The 26,535-nt window shown below is 71.5% G+C and carries 28 protein-coding genes and 1 riboswitch; of the genes, 14 read left to right on the forward strand and 14 right to left on the reverse strand.

Annotated features, from left to right (window positions below; genetic code table 11):
- Positions 1 to 15: 15 nt before the first annotated feature.
- Positions 16 to 759, reverse strand: coding sequence for an SCO2322 family protein (locus tag H283_RS0120670; RefSeq protein WP_156023353.1), 744 nt, complete (start codon positions 757 to 759; stop codon positions 16 to 18).
- A gap of 110 nt (positions 760 to 869) precedes the next feature.
- Positions 870 to 983: riboswitch (cobalamin riboswitch) on the reverse strand.
- 53 nt (positions 984 to 1,036) lie between these two features.
- Here H283_RS0120670 and H283_RS0120675 point away from each other — a divergent pair.
- Together H283_RS0120675 and H283_RS0120680 are read left to right on the forward strand one after the other, a co-directional pair.
- Complete coding sequence (locus tag H283_RS0120675; RefSeq protein WP_020145439.1) at positions 1,037 to 1,252, forward strand: hypothetical protein; 216 nt, start codon at positions 1,037 to 1,039, stop codon at positions 1,250 to 1,252.
- Positions 1,249 to 2,622 (forward strand): serine hydrolase, encoded by a 1,374-nt coding sequence (locus H283_RS0120680; RefSeq protein ID WP_020145440.1) that lies wholly within the window; start codon positions 1,249 to 1,251, stop codon positions 2,620 to 2,622. Before H283_RS0120675 ends, H283_RS0120680 begins: the two co-directional genes overlap by 4 nt.
- Positions 2,623 to 2,665: 43 nt before the next feature.
- Here the strand turns inward: H283_RS0120680 and H283_RS0120685 are convergent, their stop codons facing one another.
- From H283_RS0120685 to H283_RS0120695, 3 genes are all read right to left on the reverse strand, one after another.
- The gene (locus tag H283_RS0120685) at positions 2,666 to 3,247 is read right to left on the reverse strand and encodes a DUF3043 domain-containing protein (RefSeq protein WP_020145441.1); all 582 of its coding nucleotides are present in this window, start codon (positions 3,245 to 3,247) and stop codon (positions 2,666 to 2,668) included.
- 73 nt (positions 3,248 to 3,320) lie between these two features.
- A complete protein-coding gene (locus H283_RS0120690) occupies positions 3,321 to 3,902 on the reverse strand; it encodes a protein-L-isoaspartate O-methyltransferase (RefSeq protein ID WP_020145442.1) in 582 nt (193 codons plus the stop codon).
- 70 nt (positions 3,903 to 3,972) lie between these two features.
- Entirely contained in the window at positions 3,973 to 4,782 is an 810-nt protein-coding gene (locus tag H283_RS0120695; RefSeq protein WP_020145443.1) for a methyltransferase domain-containing protein, read from the reverse strand.
- 116 nt (positions 4,783 to 4,898) lie between these two features.
- On the opposite strand from H283_RS0120695, the gene H283_RS0120700 reads away from it, so the two are divergent.
- On the forward strand, positions 4,899 to 6,269 hold the full coding sequence (locus H283_RS0120700; protein ID WP_020145444.1) for a dipeptidase: 1,371 nt from the start codon (positions 4,899 to 4,901) through the stop codon (positions 6,267 to 6,269).
- A 65-nt stretch (positions 6,270 to 6,334) separates the two neighbouring features.
- Here the strand turns inward: H283_RS0120700 and H283_RS0120705 are convergent, their stop codons facing one another.
- Both H283_RS0120705 and nadA read right to left on the reverse strand, forming a co-directional pair.
- Positions 6,335 to 7,114, reverse strand: a complete 780-nt coding sequence (locus H283_RS0120705) for a metallophosphoesterase (RefSeq protein ID WP_020145445.1) — start codon at positions 7,112 to 7,114, stop codon at positions 6,335 to 6,337.
- 6 nt (positions 7,115 to 7,120) lie between these two features.
- Entirely contained in the window at positions 7,121 to 8,323 is a 1,203-nt protein-coding gene (gene nadA, locus H283_RS0120710; RefSeq protein ID WP_020145446.1) for a quinolinate synthase NadA, read from the reverse strand.
- A 110-nt stretch (positions 8,324 to 8,433) separates the two neighbouring features.
- On the opposite strand from nadA, the gene H283_RS0120715 reads away from it, so the two are divergent.
- The 6 genes from H283_RS0120715 (at position 8,434) to aat (ending at position 13,901) form a co-directional block, all read left to right on the forward strand.
- Positions 8,434 to 9,156 carry an SDR family oxidoreductase gene (locus tag H283_RS0120715; protein ID WP_043650390.1) on the forward strand — a complete coding sequence of 241 codons (723 nt, stop codon included), beginning with the start codon at positions 8,434 to 8,436 and terminating at the stop codon, positions 9,154 to 9,156.
- Complete coding sequence (locus H283_RS0120720; RefSeq protein ID WP_020145448.1) at positions 9,153 to 10,247, forward strand: S-adenosylmethionine:tRNA ribosyltransferase-isomerase; 1,095 nt, start codon at positions 9,153 to 9,155, stop codon at positions 10,245 to 10,247. The genes H283_RS0120715 and H283_RS0120720 overlap by 4 nt, the downstream gene beginning before the upstream one ends.
- A 122-nt stretch (positions 10,248 to 10,369) precedes the next feature.
- Complete coding sequence (locus H283_RS0120725) at positions 10,370 to 11,536, forward strand: glycerate kinase (protein WP_020145449.1); 1,167 nt, start codon at positions 10,370 to 10,372, stop codon at positions 11,534 to 11,536.
- 129 nt (positions 11,537 to 11,665) lie between these two features.
- Positions 11,666 to 12,043, forward strand: a complete 378-nt coding sequence (erpA, locus tag H283_RS0120730; RefSeq protein WP_020145450.1) for an iron-sulfur cluster insertion protein ErpA — start codon at positions 11,666 to 11,668, stop codon at positions 12,041 to 12,043.
- A 120-nt stretch (positions 12,044 to 12,163) separates the two neighbouring features.
- Positions 12,164 to 13,150 (forward strand): carbohydrate kinase family protein, encoded by a 987-nt coding sequence (locus H283_RS0120735; RefSeq protein ID WP_020145451.1) that lies wholly within the window; start codon positions 12,164 to 12,166, stop codon positions 13,148 to 13,150.
- 76 nt (positions 13,151 to 13,226) lie between these two features.
- Complete coding sequence (gene aat, locus H283_RS0120740; RefSeq protein ID WP_020145452.1) at positions 13,227 to 13,901, forward strand: leucyl/phenylalanyl-tRNA--protein transferase; 675 nt, start codon at positions 13,227 to 13,229, stop codon at positions 13,899 to 13,901.
- On the opposite strand, the gene H283_RS0120745 is transcribed toward aat, so the two are convergent.
- Positions 13,870 to 14,133, reverse strand: coding sequence for a sulfurtransferase TusA family protein (locus H283_RS0120745; protein ID WP_020145453.1), 264 nt, complete (start codon positions 14,131 to 14,133; stop codon positions 13,870 to 13,872). The two genes, aat and H283_RS0120745, sit on opposite strands and share 32 nt — an antisense overlap.
- The gene (locus H283_RS0120750; protein WP_020145454.1) at positions 14,130 to 15,368 is read right to left on the reverse strand and encodes a cysteine desulfurase family protein; all 1,239 of its coding nucleotides are present in this window, start codon (positions 15,366 to 15,368) and stop codon (positions 14,130 to 14,132) included. Before H283_RS0120750 ends, H283_RS0120745 begins: the two co-directional genes overlap by 4 nt.
- A 214-nt stretch (positions 15,369 to 15,582) precedes the next feature.
- On the opposite strand from H283_RS0120750, the gene coxB reads away from it, so the two are divergent.
- From coxB to H283_RS0120765, 3 genes are read left to right on the forward strand one after another with little or no spacing between them, the layout of a single operon-like run.
- Positions 15,583 to 16,509 (forward strand): cytochrome c oxidase subunit II, encoded by a 927-nt coding sequence (gene coxB / locus H283_RS0120755; RefSeq protein ID WP_369791904.1) that lies wholly within the window; start codon positions 15,583 to 15,585, stop codon positions 16,507 to 16,509.
- Positions 16,509 to 18,278, forward strand: a complete 1,770-nt coding sequence (gene ctaD, locus H283_RS25980; protein WP_020145456.1) for a cytochrome c oxidase subunit I — start codon at positions 16,509 to 16,511, stop codon at positions 18,276 to 18,278. The genes coxB and ctaD overlap by 1 nt, the downstream gene beginning before the upstream one ends.
- A gap of 5 nt (positions 18,279 to 18,283) precedes the next feature.
- Positions 18,284 to 18,685 (forward strand): cytochrome c oxidase subunit 4, encoded by a 402-nt coding sequence (locus H283_RS0120765; RefSeq protein WP_020145457.1) that lies wholly within the window; start codon positions 18,284 to 18,286, stop codon positions 18,683 to 18,685.
- A 416-nt stretch (positions 18,686 to 19,101) separates the two neighbouring features.
- Here H283_RS0120765 and H283_RS0120770 read toward each other — a convergent pair whose 3' ends face one another.
- The 6 genes from H283_RS0120770 to H283_RS0120795 form a co-directional block, all read right to left on the reverse strand.
- The gene (locus H283_RS0120770) at positions 19,102 to 19,452 is read right to left on the reverse strand and encodes a metallopeptidase family protein (protein ID WP_020145458.1); all 351 of its coding nucleotides are present in this window, start codon (positions 19,450 to 19,452) and stop codon (positions 19,102 to 19,104) included.
- 146 nt (positions 19,453 to 19,598) lie between these two features.
- The gene (locus H283_RS0120775; protein ID WP_020145459.1) at positions 19,599 to 20,162 is read right to left on the reverse strand and encodes a DUF2231 domain-containing protein; all 564 of its coding nucleotides are present in this window, start codon (positions 20,160 to 20,162) and stop codon (positions 19,599 to 19,601) included.
- 174 nt (positions 20,163 to 20,336) lie between these two features.
- The gene (locus H283_RS0120780) at positions 20,337 to 22,100 is read right to left on the reverse strand and encodes a ubiquinol-cytochrome c reductase cytochrome b subunit (RefSeq protein ID WP_020145460.1); all 1,764 of its coding nucleotides are present in this window, start codon (positions 22,098 to 22,100) and stop codon (positions 20,337 to 20,339) included.
- Positions 22,097 to 23,206 (reverse strand): ubiquinol-cytochrome c reductase iron-sulfur subunit, encoded by a 1,110-nt coding sequence (locus H283_RS0120785; RefSeq protein WP_020145461.1) that lies wholly within the window; start codon positions 23,204 to 23,206, stop codon positions 22,097 to 22,099. The genes H283_RS0120780 and H283_RS0120785 overlap by 4 nt, the downstream gene beginning before the upstream one ends.
- A gap of 49 nt (positions 23,207 to 23,255) precedes the next feature.
- Positions 23,256 to 24,065, reverse strand: coding sequence for a c-type cytochrome (locus H283_RS0120790; protein ID WP_020145462.1), 810 nt, complete (start codon positions 24,063 to 24,065; stop codon positions 23,256 to 23,258).
- Between the two features lie 61 nt (positions 24,066 to 24,126).
- Entirely contained in the window at positions 24,127 to 24,789 is a 663-nt protein-coding gene (locus tag H283_RS0120795; protein WP_081633962.1) for a heme-copper oxidase subunit III, read from the reverse strand.
- A 214-nt stretch (positions 24,790 to 25,003) separates the two neighbouring features.
- Between H283_RS0120795 and H283_RS0120800 the strand changes: the two genes are divergently transcribed.
- Both H283_RS0120800 and trpD read left to right on the forward strand, forming a co-directional pair.
- A complete protein-coding gene (locus H283_RS0120800; RefSeq protein WP_028785793.1) occupies positions 25,004 to 25,474 on the forward strand; it encodes a response regulator transcription factor in 471 nt (156 codons plus the stop codon).
- Positions 25,475 to 25,477: 3 nt separating this feature from the next.
- Complete coding sequence (gene trpD / locus H283_RS0120805) at positions 25,478 to 26,527, forward strand: anthranilate phosphoribosyltransferase (RefSeq protein WP_020145465.1); 1,050 nt, start codon at positions 25,478 to 25,480, stop codon at positions 26,525 to 26,527.
- Positions 26,528 to 26,535: the final 8 nt, after the last annotated feature.

Genomic DNA, 26,535 nt, shown 5'->3' on the forward strand with positions numbered 1-26,535 from the left:
GCTCGTCGGGGCTCCTCAGCCGTCCTGGCGGGCGCGCGACCGCGAGCGCACGAGCAGGTAGCCGATGAGTGCGAGCAGGACGAGGCCCGCGATGACGTAGGCCGCGACGGTCCCGCCCGACGTGCCGGACGTCGGCGCTGCCGCGACGTCGGTGCCCGAGGCGGCCGGGGTCGAGGCCGACGCGGACGGCGAGGCTGCAGGCGCCGCGATCGTCACCGGCTGGTCCGCGGCCTTCGCCTCCGGGCTGACCTCCTTGACGGGACCGCCGCAGTCGCTCGTCGGGTAGCCGTCCACGCCGCAGACGAAGCCCTTCTCGGTGCGCACGTCACCGGCGGCGGCGAGCACCACGGCACTCGTGGCATCGGTGGCGACGACCGTGCACAGGGCCTTCGGCTCGGGCGGCGTGCCGCCGGCGGCAGCGTCGGCCGGGCGGCCGAAGTCGACGACGAGGCCGACGCGCTTCTTGCCCGCCTCGGCCGGGGTCGTGCCGCAGACCTGGTCGAAGGTGAGGACGGCACGCGGGTAGCGGGTCGACGCCTCGTCGGCGACGGCGAAGCGCCAGCCGTCGACGCTGCCGTCCTTGGGCGTCGTCTGGTCCGGGCCCTTCTGCGCGAAGGTCCAGGCGCCGTCCGAGAGCTGGTAGAAGCCCCAGTAGCGGTACGCGGCGGCGTGGGCCGGAGCGATGGTGAGGGCCGAGAGGCAGGCGGCGACGAGCGCGGCGAGCACGACCCGGAGCGGGGCACGACGGACAGGGGACACGGTTTCCTCCTCGCGGTCGGACACCATGTCGGGTCTGCTGGCTGATGCCGGCCCGGCGGGGTGACTCCGGTCCGCATTCCACGACAGACTGACAAAGGAGCCGGTGGGACGCGGGTTTTCCGGCTGGTCACCCCGGGCCGCACTGCGGCGGGAGGTGGCATCACGGTTGCGGGTCAGCGCCGGAGTCACACCGGCTTGCCCCATCGTCCTTCGGTTAGGCGAACCGTCGCACGCGGGGCCTCCGCCCGTCAAACGGCGTGCCAACTAGGGTGGCCGCATGAGTGCTGACTGGTCCTGGCTGTTCCTCGATGCGCACGGCAACCCGGTGGAGGGTGACGGCGTGACGACCTCGGGATTCCCGACCCAGAGCGACGCCGAGAGCTACCTGGGGGAGTCCTGGCGCGAGCTGCTCGACGCGGGTGTCGAGGCGGTCACCCTGCGGGAGAACGACACCGTCGTCTACGGCCCGATGAGCTTGCGGGCCGCGGAGTGAGCGCGTCGCACGGTGTCGGCAGCCCGTCGGACACGGCGTTGTCGGCGGGACTCGAGCGCGACCTGCTCGCCCGGGTCGTCACGGCCCAGCGGGCCTGGCGCTCGCCCGGCGTCAGCGTCGGGGTCGTCCGCGAGGGCGCGCTCGTCTGGTCGGCGCACGTGGGGTCGGCCCGGCTCGGGTCGCAGCCCGCACCAGCCACCGACGACACGCAGTTCATGATCGGATCGGTCACGAAGACGTTCACCGCCCTGACCGTCATGTCGCTGCGTGACGAGGGCCTGCTGTCCCTCGACGACGCGCTCGAGACGTACGTGCCGGGCACGAAGCACGCACGGGTCCCGCTGCGGCAGATGCTCGCGCACGCCTCCGGACTGCAGCGCGAGCCGGTCGGCAACATCTGGGAGAGCCTCGTGGCCCCCGTGCGAGACGAGTTCCTCGCCGGCGTCGAGGAGGCCGAGCAGGTGCTGCCCGCCCACCACGCCTTCCACTACTCGAACCTCGCCTACGGCCTCCTCGGCCAGGTCGTCGAACGCGTCACGGGCCGGGACTGGGAGCACGTCGTCCGGGAGCGGGTGCTCGAGCCGCTCGGGATGGACCGCACCGGCCTGACGCCTGCCGACGACCGGGCTCTCGGCTACCAGGTCGACCCCTACGCCGGCACCGCGAGCGAGGAGCCGCTCTTCACGCTCAACGCGACGGCGCCGCTGGGTGGCCTGTGGTCGACCGTCGCCGACATGGCGCGCTACGCCGCCTACGTCGCGAGCCCCGACGACCGGGTGGTGCGGCCCGAGACCGTCGACGAGATGTGCCGGCCGATCATCATGACTGACGTCGACGGCTGGAGCGGTGCCTACGGCCTCGGCTTCGGGATGGGCCGCCGCGGCGACCGGGTCTACGTCGGCCACGGCGGCGCGATGCCGGGTTTCCTCACCGGCCTGCGGGTCCGTCGCAAGGACGGCGTCGGGGCGATCGTCTTCGCCAACGCCACCTCCGGCGCCCTGACCCTCGGTCTCGCGACCGACCTCGTCGAGGCCGTCGTCGACGCCGAGCCGACACTGGGTTCGGCGTGGGTGCCCGAGACGGAGCAGCCCTCCCTGACCGAGCTCCTCGGGCTGTGGTGGTCGGAGGGGTCGCCGATCACGTTCTTCGTGCGGGGCGGGCAGCTGTGGTCCCGGCTCGCCGACGACGAGCCGCTGTCGGAGACGCGGTATGCCGCCGAGGGCACCGACCGCTTCCGCGCCGTGGCCGGCCGGGAGCGCGGCGAGGTGCTCGAGGTCGTGCGTGCCGGCGACGGGTCCGTCGACAAGCTCTACTTCGCGACGTATGCCGTGACGCGGGCGCCGCTGGCGTTCGCCGACCTGCAGGGCTGACCGCGGCGGTCGGCCTCACCCCGTCGGTCCGGGAGAGCTCCGGTCAGGCGGGGTGCTCGCCGCGGGCGACCTGCGGCTTGGGCATGCGCGTCCGACGCATCTGGAAGGCGCGCATGATGGCGTACCACGCGTCGCCCTTCTCGGCGCCGCCGAACTTGTCGTCCATCTTGCGGCGCGTGCGGCGCCACATGAGCAGGGCGTCGCCGATGGCCACGAGGATGAGGCCGTAGACGAGGACGAAGACGAGCAGCAGGGCCCAGTTCGTCCGGACGAAGCTGAGCAGCAGCACGATGAGCATGATCGGCAGCATGAACTCGCCGATGTTCCAGCGGGCGTCGACGGTGTCGCGGATGAACCGGCGACGGGGGCCCTTGTCGCGGGCCGGGAGGTACTTCTCGTCACCCGTCATCATTCCGGCGCGCTGCTTGGCCATCGCCTCGCGGCGGGCCGTCTTGTCCTGCTTCGTCGCGGCCTTGCGGTCGGTGACGATGAGGGGACGCTTGTTGAGGGCCTCCTGCTCGCGCCGCTTCGGCGTGGGCCGGTTCTTCGCTCCGGGGCGCGCCGACGCGTCGGTCGAGGCCGTGGGTGCGAGGTCTTCGTTGAGGGTCTTCTTGCGTCCGAACACGGGGACACTCTAAGCCGAAGGGCGTCGTGGGCCCTCATCGCGCCGTGGCCACACGGCCCACCACCCCTCGCGGTCAGGCCCCGGGGGTCGTCCGGAGCGGGACGAAGCGGTAGTGCCCGTGCCGGCTCGTCACGAGCGCGCCGTGGTCCCGCACGACGAGCGTCATGGAGCCGGCGACGGGAAGGACGAGCCGCCCGGGGTCGCCGAGCTGGTCGACGAGCGCCTGGGGCAGGGTCCGCGCCTCGGCCGACACGAGGATGCGGTCCCAGGGGCCGCGGTCCGGGGCGCCGAGCACCCCGGCGGCGGCCTCGTGGATCTCGGCCCACGGCATCCGGGCGGCGGCGAGGTTCGCGGCACCCCATCGCGCGAGGGCCGGCTCGAGCTCGACGCCGACGACCTCGCCCGCGGGCCCGGTGAGGTGGGCGAGCAGGGCGGTCGTCCACCCGGATCCCGAGCCGACGTCGAGGACGCGCTGCCCGGGCTGCACGTCGAGCAGGCGCAACATGTCGGCGACGGTCCGCGGCTGGGAGTTCGTCTGCCCGTGCCCGATGAGGATGGGGCCGTCGTGGCCCGCGCGGGACCGGGCCCCGCGCGGGAGGAAGCCGGCCCGGGGCACAGCCGCGAAGGCCTGCTGCACCCGGTCGACGGCGTCCATGGGTCGAGCCAAGCACGCCGGGGTCCGGACGTCAGCCCCGAACGTCGTCACGGGCGCGGACGGGGTGGAGTCAGGCCTTGCGGCGGGCGATGACGTGGACGAGGGTGCCGAGGGCGCGGTACGGGTCGGTCGAGCCGAGTCGCTCCTCGACGTCGAGCAGCGTCGCCAGCTCCTCGCCCGTGGGTGCGGGCTCGTCCACCGCGACGTCGTCGCTCGCGACGCGGATGCCGTACCACGCGACGAGCTCGAGGCCTGCGGCCTCGCAGTCGGCCGTCAGCGAGGCGAGCGTGTCGGCGCGCGCGTCGACGCCGATCTCGTTGCGGTAGCGGGCATCCCGGCCCTGCTCGGCTGCACGGTGCGTCTCGTCGAGCATCGCCAGGGCAGCGGACCAGTCGTGCCTGCGGGCCGGGCGCCAAGCCATGGCGTCGCCGTTGCGGGCCGCGATCGACACGATGCCGCCCGGAGCGACCCGGCGGGCCAGGCCGGCGACCGCGGCGCGGCTCTCGGGGAGGTACATGAGCACGCCGTGGCACATGACGACGTCGTATGCCGTAGGCCGCGTCACGCTCGCGAGCCCGGCGAGGTCGGTGGCCACGAGGGTCACGTGGTCGCGCTGCTCCGGGGTGAGCCCGGCGGCGGCCTGCTCGAAGGTGGCGCGCATGCGCCCGTCCGGCTCGACGGCGGTGACCGAGTGGCCGAGGCGGGCCAGGCGCAGCGCCTGGGTGCCCTGCCCGGCTCCCACGTCGAGGACCCGGAGCGGACCGCGGGGCAGGTGCGCTGCGAGCTGTCTGGTGACCATCTCCTGGCGCACGACGTTGCGCAGGTTGCCCAGCCGCTCGAGCCACGGGTCCTGCCCGGCGACGAAGGTGTTCTCTGCCATCGGGCGAACCTACCCACCGAGGGCGACACCCGCCGAGCCGGCTACCACCGGGATCGCGCCCGAGACGGTCATCGCCTGCCTCGTGGACCCGCCTGCGGCGTGGGTAGGGTCGGCTCGTGACTGACGACGCTCTCACCCCCGACCAGATCCAGCAGATCCGCGACCGCGTGGCCGAGCTCATGCCGCAGGTGCGCGCCGACCTCGAGGAGCTCGTGCGCATCCCGAGCGTCTCGGCCTCCTCCTTCGACCAGAGCCAGGTGGCCCGCAGCGCCGAGGCCGTCGCCGAGCTGCTCCGCCGCGAGGGCCTCGACGTCGAGGTCGTCGTCGAGGGCGGCCGCCCGGCGGTCATCGGACACCTCGACGGTCCCGCCGGCGCCCCGACCGTGACGCTCTACGCGCACCACGACGTCCAGCCCCCCGGTGACGACGCCGACTGGGACAGCTCGCCCTTCGAGCCCGTGGAGCGCGACGGCCGTCTCTACGGCCGCGGCGCCGCCGACGACAAGGCCGGCGTCATGGCCCACGTCGCGGCACTGCGCGCGCACGCCGGCAACCTGCCCGTGGGCGTCACCGTCTTCGTCGAGGGGGAGGAGGAGTCCGGCTCGCCGTCGCTCGGCACGATCCTCGAGAAGCACGGCGACCGCCTCGCCGCCGACGCCATCGTCATCGCCGACTCCGGCAACTGGGACATCGGCACGCCCGCTCTCACCACGACCCTGCGCGGCGGCATCCGCGTCGTCGTCCGCGTCCAGACGCTCGACCACTCCGTGCACTCGGGGATGTTCGGCGGCGCGGCGCCCGACGCGACCACGGCGCTCGTGCGCCTCCTCGCCTCGCTCCACGACGCCGACGGCAACGTGGCCGTGGCCGGTCTCGACGCGGGCGAGGCCGCCGACATCGACTACGACGAGCAGCGCTTCCGCGCCGAGTCAGGCCTGCTCGACGACGTGTCGCTCATCGGGTCCGGCTCGATCCTCAGCCGACTGTGGAACAAGCCCTCGATCACGACGATCGGCATCGACGCGACGTCCATCGACAAGGCGTCGAACACCCTGTCCGCCAAGGCCGCTGCCAAGATCTCCGTCCGCCTCGCCCCGACCCAGGACCCACTCGTCGCCTTCGACCGGGTCCGTGAGCACCTCGAGGCCAACGCTCCGTGGGGCGCCAGGCTCACGGTCGAGCTCGAGGAGCACGGCTCGGGCTTCGCGGCCGACGCGAACGGCCCGGTCTACGACGAGGCGCGCGCGTCCTTCGCCGACGCCTGGGGCACCGATCCCGTCGACATGGGAGTCGGCGGCTCGATACCGTTCATCTCCGACTTCTCGGCCCGCTTCCCCGACGCGTCGATCATCGTCACGGGCGTCGAGGACCCCGACACCCGCGCCCACGGTGCGAACGAGTCGCTGCACCTCGGCGAGTTCGAGAAGGTCTGCGTGGCCGAGGCCGTCTTCCTCGCCCGACTGGGAGCGCTCCGTCCCGCACGCTGACGGCGCCCGCACACGCGACGGACGGCGGGGTCCCGGCACGTGCGGGACCCCGCCGTCATCGGTCCTCAGGAGGCGGAGACCGCCGAGCCCCGGTAGCGCTGCTCACGCAGCTCGAGGGCGTACGCGTCCGCACCGGGCATGCCGAGCTCCTCGGCGGCCGCGATCTCGGCCTCGACGTCGTAGGCGACCCGGACGAAGCCGATGCCGACGTGGCCCGGCGGCCCGTCGACGCCCTCGCCGGTCAGGGTTCCCTCGAGGACGACGTAGGGGGCACCCGGGCCGTCGAGCGCGTTGCCGACCGAGCCGGCGTTGAAGACGGTGATGCCGTGGTCGACGGCGAGGTAGGCGCCGTGGATGTCGCCATAGCCGACGATCGTCGGCACCGGCCCGTCGCCCGTGAACGCGGTCTGCGCGACGAAGGCGCGGTGCTCCTCCTCGGTCGTCGGGGCGAAGACGCGGTGGAACTCGCTGACCGGCGAGGCGTGGAAGAAGCGGATCGGCTGGCCGCTCAGCACCATCTCGTGGACGTTGGGCAGCGTTGCGAGCCAACGCCGCTCGTCGCCCGACAGCGTGTCGTGCACCCACTGGCCGTGCTCCCAGGGCTGCACGGTGTCGCGCGCGATGAAGGTGTCCCAGTTGCCGCGGACGGTCGGGATGGCGCGCTCCCGCGTCATCCGGATGCACTCCGACCCGCGGGGACCCTTGCCGATGAGGTCGCCGAGGTTGACGACGTGCTCGATGCCGCGGCGCGCGATGTCGGCGAGCACGGCCTCGTACGCCGTGACGTTCCCGTGGACGTCGGAGACGACGGCGACCCGGTGGAGGTCGCCTGCGGGTGCGGGCACCAGCCGTCAGTCCTTGTGGGTGGTGCCCGGCAGGGCGAGCATCCGGTCGAGCGCCGCCCGAGCCTCGGCGGCCACGGTCGGGTCGACGTGGATCGGGTTGACGACCCGACCCTCGACCAGGGACTCGAGCGCCCACACGAGGTGCGGGAGGTCGATGCGGTTCATCGTGGAGCAGTAGCAGACATTCTTCTCGAGGAAGGCGATCCGCTGCTCGGGGAACTGCTGGGCGAGTCGGCGCACGAGGTTGAGCTCGGTGCCGACGACCCATGACGTGCCGGCCGGGGCGGCGGCGATCGTCTGGATGATCTTCTCGGTCGAGCCGACCTCGTCGGCCCGCTCGACGACCTCGTACTGGCACTCGGGGTGGACGATGACCCTGACGCCGGGGATCTCGCGTCGGGCGGCCTCGACGGCGTCGACGGAGAAGCGACCGTGCACGGAGCAGTGCCCGCGCCAGAGGATCATCCGGGCGTGCTCGAGCTGCTCACGGGTCAGGCCGCCGTTCGGGCGATGCGGGTCCCAGACGACGCAGTCGTCGAGGGACAGGCCTAGCTCGCGGACGGCGGTGTTGCGGCCCAGGTGCTGGTCGGGCAGGAAGAGCACCTTGCCCGTGCCGTCGACGCCGCCCACCTGCTCGAACGCCCAGTCGAGGGCCGTGCGGGCGTTGGAGCTCGTGCAGATCGTGCCGCCGTGGCGACCGGTGAAGGCCTTGATCGCGGCGGAGGAGTTCATGTAGGTGACCGGGATCGTCCGGTCGGCGACGCCGGCAGCGGTCAGCTGCTCCCAGCAGTCCTCGACCTGGGCGATGGCCGCCATGTCGGCCATCGAGCAGCCGGCGGCGAGGTCGGGCAGGATCACGGTCTGCTCGTCGCTCGTGAGGATGTCCGCGGACTCGGCCATGAAGTGCACACCGCAGAAGACGATGTAGGGCGCGCCGGGGCGGGCGGCCGCGTCGCGGGCGAGCTTGAACGAGTCGCCGGTGACGTCGGCGAACTCGATGACCTCGTCGCGCTGGTAGTGGTGCCCGAGGACGAAGACGCGGTCCCCGAGGGCGGCCTTGGCAGCTCGCGCTCGCTCGACGAGGTCGGGGTCGGACGCGGCCGGCAGGTCGCCCGGGCACTCGACGCCCCGCTCGGTGTGCAGGTCGGTGCCCTGCCCGAGCACGAGGAGGGGGAGAGGAGCCGGGGCCGATGCCGTGTCGGTCGTCATGTGCAGATCGTATGCCGCGCCGCGGGCTCTCAGCGCTCGGGCACTTGACCTCAAGTGAACTTGATGTCTGACGCTGTGGCCATCGACCCACGACCACCACAGGAGTCATGATGCCCACCGCACTCGTCACCGGAGCCACCCAGGGGCTCGGCCGCGCCCTCGCCGAGGCCCTTGCCGTCCGGGGCTGGGACCTCGTCGTCACGGCCCGCGACGCCCACCGCCTCACGGAGACCGTCTCTGCCCTGCGCGAGCACGGTCACGACGTCGTCGGCCTCGCCGGGGACGTCAGCGACGCCGTCCACCGCGACGACGTCGCCGGCGTCCTCACCGGGCCGGCCGGTGCGGACCGCCTCGACCTCCTCGTCCACAACGCGAGCACCCTCGGCCCGCTCCCGCTGCGTCCCCTGCGCGACCTGTCGACGGACGGCCTCGCGGCCGTGCTCGCCGTCAACGTCGTCGCGCCGCACGCCCTGACCTGCTCGCTCCTGCCGGCGCTGGAGGCCGCCGGAGGGACGGTCCTCGCGATCTCGTCGGACGCCGGCGTCGAGCACTACGAGACCTGGGGTGCCTACGGCGCCAGCAAGGCCGCTCTCGACCACCTGACGCTGACCCTCGGCGCGGAGGTGTCCTCGATCCGCGCCTACGCCCTCGACCCCGGCGACATGCGTACCCCCATGCACCAGGCGGCGTTCCCGGGGGAGGACATCGGCGACCGGCCGCTGCCGGAGGAGGTCGCCGTGCCCGGGATCCTGGCGCTGCTCGCCTCGCGACCCGCCAACGGTCGGTACCGGGCTGCTGACCTGCTCGCGGCGACGTCGGAGGTGGTCTCGTGACCGCGGCCATCGCGCACGTCCCGCACACCGTCTTCCGCGCCACCGACGACCTCACGGCCGACGCCCCGCCCGAGAGGAGAGGTCTCGACCGGGACGGCGTCCGCCTGCTCGTCGCCTCGGAGCCCTCCTCCGGCAGCGTCCGGGTCGAGCACACGACCTTCGCCGCCATCGGCGACCACCTGTCACCCGGCGACCTCCTCCTCGTCAACAACTCGGCGACCGTGGCGGGCGAGATCGACGGTCGGGTGGTCGGAGGCGGCGCCGTCGTCGTCCACGTGGCCTCCGAGCTCGACGACTGCACGTGGGTCGTGGAGCTGCGCACCGCTCCCGACGCGTCGCACCCGGTGCTCGACGCGCTCGCGGGCGACCTCGTCGACCTCGCGGCGGGCGGCCCGCGGCTGCGCCTCGAGGCGCCCTACCCGCGGCCCGGCTCGTCCCCGACGGGACACGGCAACCGGCTGTGGCGGGCGACGCAGCTGGGCGACTGCACCCTCGCCGAGCACCTCGCGACGCACGGCCGGCCCATCGCGTACGGCTACCTCCGTTCGAGGTTCCCGCTCGAGGCGTACCAGACGGTCTTCGCCCGGCTGCCGGGCAGCGCCGAGATGGCGAGCGCGGCCCGGCCGTTCACGACCGACCTCGTGACGGGCCTCGTGTCGTCCGGTGTCCTCGTCGCTCCTGTGACGCTGCACACCGGTCTGTCGTCCCAGGAGGCCGGTGAGGCGCCGCAGCCCGAACGGTTCGCCGTGTCGGGGGAGACGGCGGCCCTCGTCAACCACGTGCGCGACCGCGGCCGCCGGGTCGTCGCCGTCGGCACGACGGCGACGCGGGCCATCGAGTCGGCGACCGGTCAGGACGGCGTCGTGCGCGCCGCGGCAGGGTGGACCGACGTCGTCATCTCGCCCGACCGCCCGGCTCGCGTCGTCGACGGGCTCGTGACCGGCTGGCACGACCCCGACGCCTCGCACCTGCTCCTCGTCGAGTCGGTCGCCGGGGCCGACCTGACCCAGCGGGCGTACGACGAGGCGGTGGCGCACCGCTATGCCTGGCACGAGTTCGGCGACGCGGGACTCTTCCTGCCCCACCGCTGAGCCCGGCGACCTGCGCCGGGACCCGCCCGGGTCGGGATGGTCGCGCCATCCGCGGTCGTGCCGCGGTCACCTCGGCTCGGGTGGGACGCGGCGCGACGCGGCCGGATGGGAGGATGCGGCACGTGCACGTGATCTTCGCCCCCGACTGCTACACCGGCACGCTCACCGCGTCCCAGGCCGCGGCCGCGATGGCCGATGGCTGGGGCCGGACCGCGCCGGCCGACCGGGTCACGCTCGTGCCGCTCTCCGACGGCGGACCCGGCTTCGTCGACGTCCTCGCCGAGACCCTCGAGGGTGAGGTCCACGCCGTCGTGACCACCGACCCGCTCGGCCGCGAGGTGCCCGGCACCATCCTGCTGACGACGGGCGCGGGCGGCCGGACGGCCTACGTGGAGTCGGCGCAGGCGGCCGGCCTGCACCTGCTCGCGCCGGACGAGCACGACCCCACGGTGACATCGACCTCGGGGGTCGGCACGCTCGTCCTCGCGGCCCTCGACGCCGGAGCCCGGCGGATCGTCATCGGGCTCGGCGGGTCGGGCACCAACGACGCGGGTGCCGGCCTGCTCGGCGCCCTCGGGGTCGGGCCCGCCGGCCGCCTCGGGCACGGCGGGCTGGCGCTCGCCGCCGCGACGCCCGACGACGTCGCGGGTCTGGACGCCGCGCGTGACCGGCTGCGCGGCGTCGACCTCGTCATCGCCAGCGACGTCGACTCGCCGCTGCTCGGGCTCAAGGGTGCGAGCGCGGTCTTCGGCCCCCAGAAGGGCGCGTCCGAGGAGGACGCCCAGCGGCTCGAGAACGCGCTGGGCCACTTCGCGAGCGTCGTGGCCCGGGTTCGGCCGCCGGCCCGGGACCTGCTGACCGGCAGCCTCCTCAGGCCCGAGCGCGAGCCCGGAGCCGGAGCCGCAGGCGGCCTCGGCTACGCCCTGCACCTGCTCGGCGCGCGCCGCGTGTCCGGGGTCGAGGCGGTCCTCGACGCCGTCGGGTTCGCCGATCTCGTGGCCTCCGCCGACCTCGTCGTCACGGGCGAGGGCACCTTCGACTGGCAGTCGCTGCGCGGCAAGGTCGTCGTCGGTGTGGCCGAGGCGGCCGCGCGTGTCGGCGTCCCGGTCATCGCCGTCCCCGGACAGTCGCTCGTCGGACGCCGGGAGGCCATGACGGCCGGCCTCTCCGGGGTGTATGCCGTTGCGGAGCGACCCGAGCAGGTCGCCGCCGCCCTCGCCGAGCCCGCCGCACGCCTCGCCGACCGCACGGCGCGCGTCGCGCGCACCTGGTCGCCGTCCACATCCTGAGCCGCCGGGCGGGGGGAGGATGCACGTTTCGAGGAGGGGGCGACGTATCCTTGGACACGTCGGGAACACATCCGGCGCGGCATGGGTTCTCTCTTCCGACCCATGCTCCACGACGTGAAGGACCAACACATGAGTGTCGAGACGAACGCATCTCCCGCCGAGGTTCAGACCGAGGCTCCCGCCCACGGTGTCGTCCTGACGGACGTCGCGGCCACGAAGGTCAAGAGCCTGCTCGAGCAGGAGGGTCGTGACGACCTCCGCCTGCGCGTCGGTGTCCAGCCCGGCGGATGCTCGGGCCTGATCTACCAGCTCTACTTCGACGAGCGCAGCCTCGACGGTGACCTCGTCCGCGACTTCGACGGTGTCGAGGTCGTCGTCGACCGCATGAGCTCCCCCTACCTCGAGGGCGCGACGATCGACTTCGCCGACACCATCGAGAAGCAGGGCTTCACCATCGACAACCCCAACGCGGGCAGCAGCTGCGCCTGCGGCGACTCCTTCAGCTGAGCCGCCCGCGCCACGGCGCACGCCACACCGCACGTCCGAAGGGCCCGACCGTCACGGTCGGGCCCTTCGCCGTCGTCGGGCCGGCGTCGGCGGGGCCGCGATCCCGGGTAGGTTCGTGCTGTGCAGATCGCCATCACCGGGTCCATCGCGACCGACCACCTCATGACCTTCGACGGACTCTTCGCCGACTCGCTCGTCGTCGAGCAGCTCGACAAGATCTCCCTGTCGTTCCTCACCTCGGACCTGCAGGTCCGCCGGGGCGGGGTCGCCGCGAACATCGCGTTCGGCATGGCCAACCTCGGTCAGCGTCCGCTGCTCGTGGGTGCGGTCGGCGAGGACTTCACCGACTACCGCAGCTGGCTCGAGCGCCACGGTGTCGACTGCGGCGCGGTGCACTACTCCGACTCCCAGCACACGGCGCGCTTCATCTGCACGACCGACCGCGACATGGCCCAGATCGCGACGTTCTACGCGGGAGCCATGACCGAGGCGCGGGACATCGAGCTCGCGCCGGTCGCCCAGCGGGTCGGCGGGCTCGACCTCGTCGTCGTCGGCGCCAACGACCCCGAGGCGATGCTGCGCCACTCCGATGAGTGCCGCTCGCGCGGCATCCCGTTCGCGGCCGACCCCTCGCAGCAGCTCGCGTTCTGCGACGGGCCGACCATCGCACGGCTCATCGACGGGGCCGAGTACCTCTTCACCAACGAGTACGAGAGCCACCTGGCCTGCCAGAAGACGGGCTGGAGCGAGGACGAGCTCGCCGACCGCGTCCGCGTGCAGGTCAAGACGCGTGGCAAGGACGGCGTCACGGTGCGCGTGCGCGGTGAGGAGCCGGTCGAGGTCGGGATCGCGCGCGAGGTGCGCAAGGCGGACCCGACCGGCGTCGGTGACGCCTTCCGGGCCGGCTACCTCACCGGCCTCGCGGCCGGCCTTCCGGTCCGGCGCTGCGCCGAGCTCGGCTCGATGCTCGCCACCTACGTCATCGAGACGGTCGGCACGCAGGAGTACGCCTTGGGCAAGGGACGCTTCCTCGAGCGGCTCGCCGAGGCCTACGGTGCGGAGTGTGCCGACGAGATCGGGCCTCACATCACCTGCCCACGGCCATGAGGCCGTCGCGGGCCAGGTGCTGACGGTCATCGCACGCCGCTGAGCAGCCCACCCCCACGAGAGCCGGAGCCCGTCAGTGCCCACGCCGCCGCCGTCCACCCCCTGGGACTTCGCGCTCGACCGTGTGCCCCCGGGCGAGGACCTCATCGGCATCGGCGCGGACCTCGACGTCGCGACGCTCTTCGAGGCCTACACCGTCGGCGTGTTCCCCATGGGGATCGGCGACCAGGGTGCCGAGCCCATCGGGTGGTGGTCGCCGGACCCCCGCGGCATCCTGCGGCCGCGCGAGCTGCGCGTGAGCCGGTCGCTGCGCAAGGTCGTGGCGCGCTTCGAGGTGCGCGTCGACTCCGACTTCCGTGGGGTCGTCGAGGCCTGCGCGGCCCCGGACCGCGACGGTCGCTGGATCACCCCCGAGATCGTCGACGCCTACGTCCAGCTGCACGAGGCGGGATGGGCCCACTCGGTCGAGACGTGGCTCGACGGCGAGCTCGTCGGCGGCCTCTACGGCGTCGCGATCGGCGGCCTCTTCGCGGGTGAGTCGATGTTCCACCACGAGCGCGACGCCTCCAAGGTCGCGCTCGTCGGCCTGCGCGACCTGCTCATCACCGACGGGGACCCACGGCGCCTCGTCGACGTGCAGTGGCAGACGCCGCACCTGGCCACGCTCGGTGTGCGCGAGGTCCCGCGCGACGAGTACCTCGCGATCCTGCCGACGGTGCTCAGCGCCCCGCTCCCTGCGTGCTGGGCCTGACCACCTCGACGACGTATGCCGTGTGGTCGCCCACGGCGCGCGCCTCGACGAAGCGGTGACCGCGCATCCGGCACCAGGCCGGGACGTCGTGGGCAGCGGCCGGGTCGGTCGCCAGGACCGTGACGGTCGCGAGGTCCGGTCGGTCGCGGACGAGGCGGGCGAGGCGGATGACGGGCAGGGGGCAGCGTTCGCCGCGCGCGTCGACGACGGACGGGTCAGGGTCGTCGGTCACAGGTCACCGACCCCGAGCTCGTCGCGCACGGCGCGGACCGTCGGGGCGAGGGCGGCCGTGAAGGCGCTGACGTCGTCGGCGAGGGCGGCGGAGACCGCGGGCAGCGGCAGGGTGATGCGCACGTTGCCGTGGGTCAGGACCCCCATCGCCGCGAGCACGTGGCTCGGTTCCAGCGTGCTCGACGTGCAGGCCGACCCGCTCGCCACGGCGAAGCCGGCCGTGTCGAAGGCGCCGACGACGGACTCGCCGTCGACGTAGAGGCTGGAGAAGGTGACGACGTGGGGGAGCCGGTCGTCCGGGTCGCCGACGACGACGGTGTCGGGCACGGCGGAGGCGGCGCGCCGGATGTCGTCGACGAGCGCGCGCGTCACCTGCGTGTCCGCGGTCCGCGTGGCCGTCGTCTGCTGCCACGCCTCGGCCGCGGCGAGGGCCAGTGGCACCCACGGCGTGACGTCCGCGCGCCCGTGCTCGACGTCGGCGCGTGCCTCGGACCAGTGCCAGCGCACGCCCTCGCGGACGACGAGCACACCGAGCGGCGGTCCGCCCCACGACCGTGCGTCACCGACGAGGACGTCCCAGTCCGCGGGCACGTCGTCGCGTCCGAGGGACGCCGTGGCATCGACCACAAGGGGCGTGCCGTGGGCCGCGGCGGCGTCACGGGCCGCCCCGAGCGGTTGGCGCGTCCCCACCTCGCCGTTCGCGCTCTGCAACGCGGCCACGACGGTGCCGGGGACCGCGAGGGCCCTGCGCCACGCGTCGAGGTCGAGCCGCCCGAGTGCGTCGACGGCGACCTCCGCGAACAGGGACGCGTCGTCGGCCGCGGACGCCCGGGCCCGTCCCGGCACGAGCACCGCGGAGTGCTCCACCGCGGAGGCCACGGTGCGCGCCCCACGCCGGCGGGCGGCATACGCCACCCCGTCGACGGCCCGGGTCAGCGCGGTCGGCCCGCTGGGCAGGAAGCTCACCTCGGAGGGTCGCACCCCCAGACCGGCGGCGACGACCTCGCGGGAGCGGTCGAGCAGGGCCCGGGCGCGGCGGCCCTCGGCGTGCAGGCGGGCCGGGTCGGCCCAGCCGACCTCGACCGCGGCCTGCAGGGTCTCGCGTGCGACGGGGTGGAGCGGGCCGGACGAGGCGTCGAGCAGCCGCCGTACGCCCGGCGAGCGGGTCGGCACGGGCGTCGCCACCGGCGCCGGCTCGAGGTCGTGCTGACCGTCGTCGAGGAGCCCGCCGGACACCTGCTGGGAGCCTCCGGAAGGGGCGGACGGAGGGGGTCCAACGTTCGTGCCCGGATCGTGACTGACCACTCCGCAACGTTAGCCGCCCCCTGCGGACAGCGTGACAAGAGGGACGGTAGGGTTGCGCCGTGGGCCTTTGACGCCCAGACGGTTTGACGTGAACACGTTCGATGCGCGCCCTGCGCGCCCACGTACGGAACGAAAGGTGCACCTGGTGCCTGAGCTCGAAGACACCCCAGCGGCGTCGCCGGTGGTGACGACGGTGGTAGGTCGGACCGGGCGGCGACGCACGGGTCTGCGCATCGCCGGGATCGCCGGCATCGCGGCGCTGGCCCTCAGCGGCTGCCAGGGACAGGTGTCCAACGGATACCTGCCCCCCGTGGTTTCCGACACCGGCCAGCGGGTGACCGACCTGTGGATCGGCAGCTGGATCGCCGTCCTGGCCGTGGGCGCCGTCACGTGGGGCCTGATGCTCTACGCCGCCATCCGCTTCCGCAAGCGCAAGGGCGACGAGACGCTTCCCGTCCAGCTGCGCTACAACGTCCCGATGGAGATGCTCTACACGATCATCCCCGTCTTCATGGTGGCCGTCTTCTTCTACTACACCGCGCGTGACGAGGCCAGGCTCGTCGACACGAGCACGAAGAAGGACCTCACGGTCAGCGTCGTCGCGAAGCAGTGGAGCTGGGACTTCAACTACGTCGACTCGAACGTCCACGAGACCGGTGTCCACACCGAGCTCGACGGCACCGAGGGCAAGCGCGCACAGATGCCCGTGCTCTACCTGCCGGTCAACAAGCGCGTCGAGTTCGTCCTCAACGCCCGCGACGTCATCCACAGCTTCTGGGTGCCGGCGTTCATGATGAAGATGGACATGCTCCCGGGCAAGACGAACAAGTTCCAGCTGACGCCCACGCAGGTCGGCACGTTCCAGGGCAAGTGCGCCGAGCTCTGCGGCGCCTACCACTCGCAGATGCTCTTCATGGTCAAGGTCGTCCCGCAGGCCGAGTACGACCAGGAGATGGCCCGCCTCAGGTCCATCGGCCAGGAGGGCCTCATCCCCGTCGACGTGAGCCGCGAGAAGATGGTCCAGGCCGACATCGACAAGATCCCCGCACCGGCTCGCACTGGGAGCAACTGATGACCTCCGCCACGTACAACCGCGAGGCGCAGGCCCCGAGCATGACGTCCGCGGCCCGCCCGCGCCTCGCCAAGGGCCAGACCTTCGTCAAGTGGGTGACGACGACCGACCACAAGGTCATCGGCAACCTCTACTTCATCACGTCGTTCATCTTCTTCCTGCTCGGCGGCCTCATGGCCCTGCTCATCCGCGCCGAGCTCATGGCCCCCGGCCTGCAGATCGTGGACAACCCCGAGCAGTACAACCAGCTCTTCACGATGCACGGCACGATCATGCTGCTGCTCTTCGCGACGCCGCTCTTCGCCGGCTTCGCGAACGCCGTCATGCCCCTGCAGATCGGTGCGCCCGACGTCGCGTTCCCGCGCCTCAACATGTTCGCGTACTGGCTCTACCTCTTCGGTGGCCTCATCGCGTCCATCGGCTTCCTCACGCCCCAGGGCGCTGCCGCGTTCGGCTGGTTCGCGTACGCGCCACTGTCCGACGTCAGCTACTCGCCGGGCGTCGGCGGTGACCTGTGGGTCTTCGGTCTCGCGCTCGCCGGTTTCGGCACGATCCTCGGTGCCGTCAACTTCATCACGACGATCATCTGCCTCCGCGCGCCCGGCATGACGATGTTCCGCATGCCGATCTTCACGTGGACCGTGCTCATCACGTCGCTGCTCGCGATCCTCGTGTTCCCGATCCTCGCGGCGGCGCTCTTCGCCCTCGGCGGTGACCGGCGCTTCGGGATGCACATCTTCGATGCCGAGAACGGTGGGGCCATGCTCTGGCAGCACCTGTTCTGGTTCTTCGGGCACCCCGAGGTCTACATCATCGCGCTGCCGTTCTTCGGCATCATCAGCGAGGTCCTGCCGGTCTTCTCGCGCAAGCCGATCTTCGGCTACAAGACCCTCGTCTTCGCCACGATCGCCATCGCGGCCCTGTCGGCGAGCGTCTGGGCGCACCACATGTACGTCACCGGACAGGTGCTTCTCCCGTTCTTCGCGGTCATGACGATGCTCATCGCCGTGCCGACCGGCGTGAAGTTCTTCAACTGGATCGGCACCATGTGGGGCGGCAAGGTCGTCATGGCCACGCCGATGCTGTGGGCGATGGGCTTCCTCGTCACGTTCCTCTTCGGCGGTCTGACCGGCATCATCCTGTCCAGCCCGGCGCTCGACTTCCACCTGTCCGACAGCTACTTCGTCGTCGCGCACTTCCACTACACCGTCTTCGGCACCGTGGTCTTCGCGATGTTCGCCGGCTACTACTTCTGGTGGCCCAAGCTCACCGGCCGGATGCTCGACGAGACGCTCGGCAAGATCCACTTCTGGATGCTCTTCATCGGCTTCCACATGACGTTCCTCATCCAGCACTGGCTCGGTGTCGAGGGCATGGCCCGTCGTTATGCCGACTACCTGCCGGAGGAGGGCTTCCAGCTCGCGAACATCGTCTCGAGCGCCGGCTCGTTCCTGCTCGGTGCCTCGATGATCCCATTCGTCTACAACGTCTGGAAGACGTGGCGCACGGCGCCGCTCGTCGAGTCCGACGACCCGTGGGGCTACGGCGCCTCGCTCGAGTGGGCCACCTCGTGCCCGCCGCCGCGCCACAACTTCACGTCGCTGCCCCGCATCCGGTCCGAGCGCCCCGCGTTCGACCTGCACCACCCCGAGTCGGCAGCGGGTGTCGCACCCGTGGCCGACCAGGGCACCCTCGTCCAGGTCATGGGCCCGGCCGACGTGGCCGGTTCCGAGAAGGCCACCGCCAGCACCCAGAAGCGTGAGGACTGATCCCGATGCGCGTCGAGACCAAGCTCTTCCTCTACCTGTTCGTCTTCTTCGTCCCCGTCGTGCTCATGTACGGCTTCTGGTCCAAGTGGGAGGAGCCGATCGGCGTCACGGCGCTGATCCTCACCGCCCTGCTGTTCGCGCTCACGGGCTTCTACCTCTGGATGACCGGCAAGAAGCTGCCGCTGCGACCCGAGGACAACGCCTCCGGTGAGATCGAGGACGCCGAGGGCAACTACGGCTACTTCGTCGCCAGCTCCTGGACTCCGCTGTGGCTGGCCGGCTCCGGTGCCATCATGTTCGCCGGTCTCGCGATCGGCTGGTGGCTCTTCATCATCGGCGCCGTCTTCGCGGTCGTCGCCGTGTGCCTGTGGGTCTTCGAGTCCTTCTCGGGCGAGTACTCCATCTGATCCATCCGCCTGACGTCGAAGGGCCCCGGTCGTCGACCGGGGCCCTTCGTCGTGCTCGTCAGGAGCACGGGTGGCTGGCCGTCGTGAGGCGCGGCAGGCCGGACGGCGTGCGGCGGTCATGACGTCGTCAGGCAACCCCGACGCCGGGAGCCTCGGCCCCGGACAGCGCGAAGGGGAAGGCCGTGGCCTTCCCCTTCGATCCGACCCTGACCTTCACGGTCCGTGCGGCTCGCAGTGCGATCGTGTGGGAGAGAACATCTGACGCACCTCCATCCGATCGGTTGAACGGTTCCTCGACGGTATCCCCGGCCGGCGGCGACGACAAGGGGCGCTCCGGTTGGACCGGACAAACTGTCCCGAGTGCGAGACGTCGCGCTGCGCGACCCCGCGGACGGCCGGGCGTGGGCCGTCAGGCGTCAGCCCCAGCCCAGCTCGTGGAGATGGTCGTCGTCGATGCCGAAGTGGTGGGCCACCTCGTGGACGACCGTGATGGCGATCTCCTCGCGCAGCGTCGCTGCGGTGTCGCACATGCGCTCCAGTGGTCCCTGGAAGATCGTGATGCGATCCGGGAGCGAGCCTGCGTCCCACCAGCCGTCCCGCTCGGTCAGCGGGATCCCGTCGTAGACGCCGAGCAGCTCGGGATCATCGGGCGGGGGCTCCTGCTCGACGAGCACGACGACGTTGTCCATCGCGCGGGCCAGCTCCTCGGGGATCGAGTCGAGGGCGTCCCCGACCGCCTCCTCGAACTCGGCCTCCGACAGGTGCATGACCCGAGTCTGTCACGCGGGTCGAGCCGGGCCTGAGCGGGAGCCGTCGGGGAGCCGAGGGCGAGCCGAGAGGGAGCCCGCAGGGGAGCCGAGGGGAGCCTGCAGGGGAGCCGTGGCCTGCTGCTGGACGGACCACGGCGGCGTCCTCAGCTGCCGTCGTCGCCGCCGGCGGGCGGCGGTGTCTGGGACACGGAGTCGGACCACGCGGCCTGCGCGCCGCTGTGGCCGATGCGCACGACCTGCACGGTCGTCCCGAGGGCTGCCACGAGGCCGACGACCGCCCCGGCGACGAGGAGCCACCGCGGCACGAGCGAGGTGCGGTCGGGCGCCTCGTCGCTCCGGTCCACGGTCGAGGGATCCGGCGCGACAGCGGGCATCTCCCGACGCTCCCGGCGGGCCACCACGGAGAGCAGGACCGCCGCGAGAGCGAGTCCGATGACCCACGGGAGCAACCCCTCGGCCAGCTGTGAGTGCGTCTCGATGAGGTCACTGTGCTCCACCCGTCGCTCGAGAGACTCACCCGACTCGGTGGACAGGGGAGTGAGCACCACTGCGAGGAGGGACAGCGCCAGAGGCAGCCAGGCGGACCACCGACGGAAGCGCGGCCACAGGGCCGAGAGCAGCACCGTGGCGGCGGCGGCCGGGACGACGACAGTCGTCGCGTGGACGATGAGGGGATGGACGGGGAGACCGAAGATCGTGTCGAGCATGAACCTGCCTGTCGTTCGTGGACGGGGACGGCCGTGCGCCCAGATGCTCTCGACGGCATCTCAGAAAGTTCTCATAGCCGACATCTCGGTCATCGGTTCGTGGCCGGACGCCGAGAGGGACCTCCCGCACCGGGAGGTCCCTCTCGTGTCGGTGTCGCCGGAGACGACCAGACGTCAGCCGTGCTGCTTGTCGGCCTTGATCGTCTCGCGCTCCTGGCTGGCCCCTGCCGGCTCGATGGCCTCGTGACCACCGTCGGGCACGGCCGCGTGGTCATCGTGCTCGTGGTGGGCCGCCTCGAGCTCGGACGGGGTCGCGGGGGCGACGCGGTCGCGGAAGTAGAAGTTCGAGAACTTCGCGCGGAGGCGCTCCTTGCCAGCGATGGGGCTGTCGACGCCGTTGGCGTCCTTGCCGGCCGTGAGCTCGAGCGGCTCGTGGGCCTCGTGCTGGACCAGGACCCAGCGCTCGTCGGGGGTGAGCGGAGCGTGGATCTCCTCGAAGCGACCGTCGGCGTGGCGCCAGATGGTGCCCGTCTCGCGACCGTGGAGGACCTTCTGGCGGTCGGCGCGCTGCAGGCTGAGGCAGATGCGCTTGGTGATCCAGAAGGCGATCGGCGGCGCGACGAAGAAGAGCACGCGCAGCGTCTGCGTGATGTCGTTGATCGACAGGTGCAGCTTGATCGCCATGAGGTCGTTGCCGGCGGCGAGGAAGAGCACGACGTACATCGAGATCCCCGCGATGCCGATGGCGGTGCGCGTCGGCGCGTTGCGCGGCCGGTCGAGCAGGTGGTGCTCGCGCTTGTCGCCGGTGACCCATGCCTCGACGAAGGGGTAGACGCCGATGATCGTCCACATGAGCGGCAGCAGGACGAGCGAGCCCGGGAAGATGTTCATGCTCCACGTGAAGCCGAACGTCTCGAACTCCAGGAAGCCGGGCAGTAGTCGCAGCGCACCGTCGGCGAAGCCCATGTACCAGTCGGGCTGGGAGCCCGCGGTGATGGGGGAGGGGTCGTACGGACCGTAGGCCCAGATCGGGTTGATCGTCACGACCGCCGAGATGAGGGCGATGACGCCGAAGACGATGAAGAAGAAGCCGCCGGCCTTGGCGATGTACACCGGCAGGAGCGGGTAGCCGACGACGTTCTTGTTGGTGCGGCCCGGCCCGGGGAACTGCGTGTGCTTGTGCAGGAAGACGAGCAGGATGTGCGCCGTGAAGAGGCCCACGAGGATGGCCGGGATGAGGAGCACGTGCGCCGAGTACAGGCGCGGGATGATCGCCTCGCCGGGGAACGCGCCGCCGAAGATGAAGTACGACAGGTAGGAGCCGATGACCGGCGCCGACTGGATGAAGCCGTTCATGGCGCGGATGCCGGTGCCCGAGAGCAGGTCGTCGGGGAGCGAGTAGCCCGCGAAGCCCTCGATGCAGGCGAGCAGCGACAGGATGGTGCCGAAGACCCAGTTGATCTCACGCGGCTTGCGGAAGGCACCGGTGAAGAAGACACGCGCCATGTGGACGAAGACCGACACGACGAAGATCAGGGCGGCCCAGTGGTGGATCTGACGGATGAGCAGGCCGCCGCGGATGTCGAAGGAGATCCCGAGCGTCGAACGGTAGGCGTCCGACATCGTCACGCCCTGGAGCGGGACGTAGGAGCCGTCGTAGACGACCTGGCTGGCGCTGGGCACGAACCAGAAGGTGAGGAACGCACCGGTCAGCAGGCAGACGATCATCGAGTACATCGCGATCTCGCCGAGCATGAACGACCAGTGGTCGGGGAAGACCTTCTTGGCGAGGAAGGAGACACCCTTCGCACCGCCGAGGCGGTCGTCCATCCACCCCGCGATGCCGCCGAGCGGCTTGGTGGCGGACGCGCGCTCGTCGGCCTGTCGGTCGCCGGAGCGGAGTGCGTCCGCGGGACGAGTCTCGTTGATGGTGCTCATCGCGCACGCTCCCAGAAGCTCGGTCCCACGGGCTCTGCGAAGCCTGAGGGGGCGACGAGGTAGCCCGCGTCGTCGACGGTGATCTTGAGTTGCGGCAGCGGCCGCTTGGCCGGGCCGAAGATGACGGCGCAGTCCTCGGTGAGGTCGAAGGTCGACTGGTGGCACGGGCACAGCAGGTGGTGCGTCTGCTGCTCGTACAGGCCGACCGCGCAGCCAACGTGGGTGCAGATCTTGGAGTAGGCGACGGCGCCGTCGACGCCCCAGTCCTTGGCCTTCTGCACCTTGATGAGGTCGGGGTCGAGGCGGATCAGGATGACGGCCGCCTTGGCCTTGGCCTCGAGGACGTGCTTGCCCTCGTCGATGTACTTCTGGAGCGTCTCGGGCATCACGTGGAAGACCGAGCCGAACGTGACCTCGTCGAAGCGGATGGGCGTCATCTCCGGGTCACGCATGAGCCGGATCGGCTTGCCGCCGTTGTCCTTCGGGTCCCAGATGGTGTGCTTGAGCTCCTCGATGTTGGTCGGACCGAGCGAGCCGGCGACCTGGAGGCCGAGAGGGAGGGCGAAGAGGCCGAGCGCCCCACCGAGGGAGTACTTCAGGAGCGGGCGGCGGTTGAGCTGCGTCGACGCGACACCCTCGTTGACGACGGCGACGGCCTTGGCGCGCTGCTCGGGCGTCGAGGCCTGCTCGTGGCGCTCCTCGACGATCTCCTCGTCGGACATCAGGGTCTTGGCCCAGTGCACCGCGCCGATGCCGATGAGGAAGATCGCGAAGCCGAGAGACAGGCCGAGCACGACGTTCTGGGTCTTGGCGATGCCGATGCCGGGGAAGAAGAAGGTCGCCTCGTCGGGGATGGCGAAGTAGCTGACCAGGAAGACGAGCGTGGCGAGCATCGACAGACCGAACATCGTCGCGACCTGGCGCTCGGCGCGCTTGGCCGCCGCGGGGTCGTCGTCGGCGGCGCGGTGCACGTGTGGCGGCAGACCGGGGTTCTCGAACTGGTCCACCCCCCTGATCAGCGAGGCCGGCAGTCGCTCGGTTCCGGCGTCGGACGCCGGGACGAGGGACGTGCTGGTCCCGTGGTCCGTGGTGTCGTTCTCGTTCATCGGGTCGTGATCCTGTCGTCGTTCGTGATCGAGGCGATGCAGCGCGGGCTCATGCTGCCTTCTTGCCGAGCCAGACGGCGCAGCCGATGAGGATGCCGAGCGCGAACACCCACGCGAAGAGCCCCTCGGACACCGGGCCGAGGTTGCCCAGCGTGAGGCCGCCGACGTTCGTCTCGTTCTCCTGCGCCTTGAGGTAGGAGATGACCTTCTGCTTCGCCTCGGGGGTGAGGTTCATGTCGTTGAAGACCGGCATCGACTGCGGCCCGGTCACCATGGCCTCGTAGATGTGCTTTGGTGTGGTGCCCTCGAGCGCCGGGGCGTACTTGCCGCGGGTCAGGGCGCCACCCGCACCGGCGAAGTTGTGGCACATCGCGCAGTTGACGCGGAAGATCTGGCCACCCTCGGCGATCGCCTTGTTGTTCTCCGGCGTGCCCGGCTCGATGACCGTCGTGTACTTCTCCTCCGGGATCGCCGGGCCGGGGCCGAGCGAGGCGACGTAGGCCGCGAGGGCGGAGATCTGGGCGTCGTCGAACTTCACCTTGTTCTGGGGCGCCTGGACGTTCGGGCCGGCGAGCGGCATACGTCCGGTGCCGACCTGGAAGTCGACGGACGCGGCGCCGACGCCGACGAGCGACGGGCCGGACTTCGTGCCCTGGGCAGCGACGCCGTGGCAGGTGGCGCAGTTGGCGATGAAGAGGTCCTTGCCCTGGGCGACGTCGTCGGCGGCAGCCGTGGGCGCCGCCGCGTTGGCGTCCTTGGGGGCGAGGAAGGAGTAGGCGCCACCGGTCACGAGGAGGCCGAGCAGCAGCAGCACCGCGATCGCGGCGGGGTGTCGGCGTCGGGCGGCCAAGGCGTTCACTGTGGGTTCCTGTCGTCCATGGAGGTGGGGGTCGGGTGCAGCTGCGCGATCATGCCGGGGGTCAGCGCAGGATGTAGATGGTCGCGAAGAGCGCGATCCACACGACGTCGACGAAGTGCCAGTAGTACGACGTCACGACGGCGCCCGTGGCGTTGGCGTGCGTGTAGCGCCGCGTCGTGAAGGTGCGGGCGATGATGAGCAGGAAGGCGATCAGACCGCCCGTCACGTGCAGGCCGTGGAAGCCGGTGGCCATGTAGAAGACCGAGCCGTAGGCGTCGGAGCTCAGCGTGACGTTCTCGTGGACGAGCTCGGAGTACTCCATGACCTGGCCGGCGATGAAGAAGGCGCCAAAGAGGTACGTCAGGACGTACCACTCGCGCATGCCCCAGCCCTTGATGTCGAGGAGCTTGCCGGTGCGGGCCTTCTGGCCGCGCTCGGCCTTCCAGACGCCGAGCTGGCACCACACGGAGGAGATGACGAGCACGAGGCAGTTGACGCTCGCGAAGGGCAGGTTGAGCTTCTCGGTCTGCACCGCCCAGAGGTCACCACGGACCGACCTGAGCTGGAAGTAGACGGCGAAGAGACCCGCGAAGAACATGAGTTCGCTGGAGAGCCACACGATGGTGCCGACGGCAACCATGTTGGGGCGGGTCGCCGGCCCGTGATGGGCCGGATTCGCTACTGCGCTTGAAGGAACTGCCGATGCTGTCGCCACGTTGGACATTATTCCCACATTCCTGTCCGGCTGTGCGAGGGACCCCCCGCTTCGGGGCCCTTTCTCGCGCGGGTGTAGAGGATTCGTGACCATTCCGACATGAACCCTGAACAGCCGTGTCGTGGGCCGTCCGGGACCACCCTCCCACGTCGGTCCGACGCGTCGTCTCGCGGGTGGGGAGGTCCGTGCGGTCGGTCGCGACCCGCCCGGTAGCATCGGTCGCATGACCGCCTCGAACGACAGCGCAGCGCAGGGCACGGCCACCGAGATCGCGACGACGACCGGCGCGCAGCGGCCGGTGGCGCGGGTCAGCGTGCTGCTCTACAGCGACGACATCACGACCCGTGACGCGGTGCGCGCGGCGGTCGGCCGTCGCCCCGCCAGGGACGTCGAGGTGGTCCGCTGGCACGAGTGCGCGACGGCCGACGCCGTGATCAGCTCGGTCGAGTCCGAGCGCTTCGACATCCTGGTCCTCGACGGCGAGGCCGCCAAGGTCGGCGGGCTCGGCCTGGCCAAGCAGCTCAAGAACGAGATCTTCGACTGCCCGCCGATCGTCGTGCTCACGGGCCGTCCGCAGGACAGCTGGCTCGCGGCCTGGTCCCAGGCCGACCTGGCCGTCCCGCACCCGCTCGACCCGATCGCGCTGACGTCGGCCATCGCCACGCTCGCGCGTTCGGGCGTGCCCACGGCCTGACGCATGGCGCCCGACGCGACGACCTGGCCTGCACTGCTGACCGACCTCATCGCCGGTCGTGACCTCGACCGTCCGACGGCCGAGTGGGCCATGGGGCAGATCATGAGCGGGGAGGCCACGCCCTCTCAGGTCGCGGGCTTCCTCATCGGCCTGCGGGCCAAGGGCGAGAGCATCGAGGAGATGCGGGGGCTGGCCGAGCAGATGCTCGCCCACGCGCGGCGGATCGAGGTGCCGGGGCCGAGCCTCGACATCGTCGGCACCGGCGGCGACCGGGCCCACACGGTCAACATCTCGACCATGTCGGCGATGGTGGCCGCTGCGGCGGGCGTGCGTCTCGTCAAGCACGGCAACCGGGCCGCGTCGTCGTCGTCCGGCTCGGCGGACGTCCTCGAGGCCCTCGGTGTCGACCTGTCCCTGCCTCCCGAGCGTGTCGTCGAGGTGGCGTCGGAGGCCGGCATCACCTTCTGCTTCGCACAGACCTTCCACCCCTCGTTCCGTCACACGGCGGTGCCACGCCGGGACCTCGGCATCGGGACGGCGTTCAACTTCCTCGGTCCGCTGACCAACCCGGCCCAGCCGACGTATGCCGCCGTGGGGTGCGCGGACGCCCGCATGGCCCCGCTGCTGGCCGGCGTCTTCGCGCACCGTGGCAAGGACGCCGCGGTGTTCCGCGGCGACGACGGTCTCGACGAGGTCACCGTCTCGACGACGACGCACGTCTGGTGGGTCCGCGGAGGCTCGGTCACCGAGCGCTCGCTCGACCCCACACGGCTCGGCCTCGAGCTGCACCCGATCGAGGAGCTGCGTGGCGGCGACGCGGCGCACAACGCCGGCGTGGTCCGTGACGTCTTCGCCGGCGGGACGGGAGCGGTCCGGGACGCCGTGCTGCTCAACGCCGGGATCGCCCTCGCGCTGACGCGCCCGGACTCTGGGGCGTCGGAGGCGGACTTCGACGGCGACGTGCGTGCCGGGATGGACCTCGCGGCCGCGGCCATCGACAGCGGAGCCGCGACCGGCCTCGTCGAACGCTGGGTCGCTGCCACCCGACGCTGAGTCGCTCG

The sequence above is a fragment of the Terracoccus sp. 273MFTsu3.1 genome, assembly GCF_000383675.1.
Taxonomy (GTDB): Bacteria; Actinomycetota; Actinomycetes; order Actinomycetales; family Dermatophilaceae; genus Terrabacter.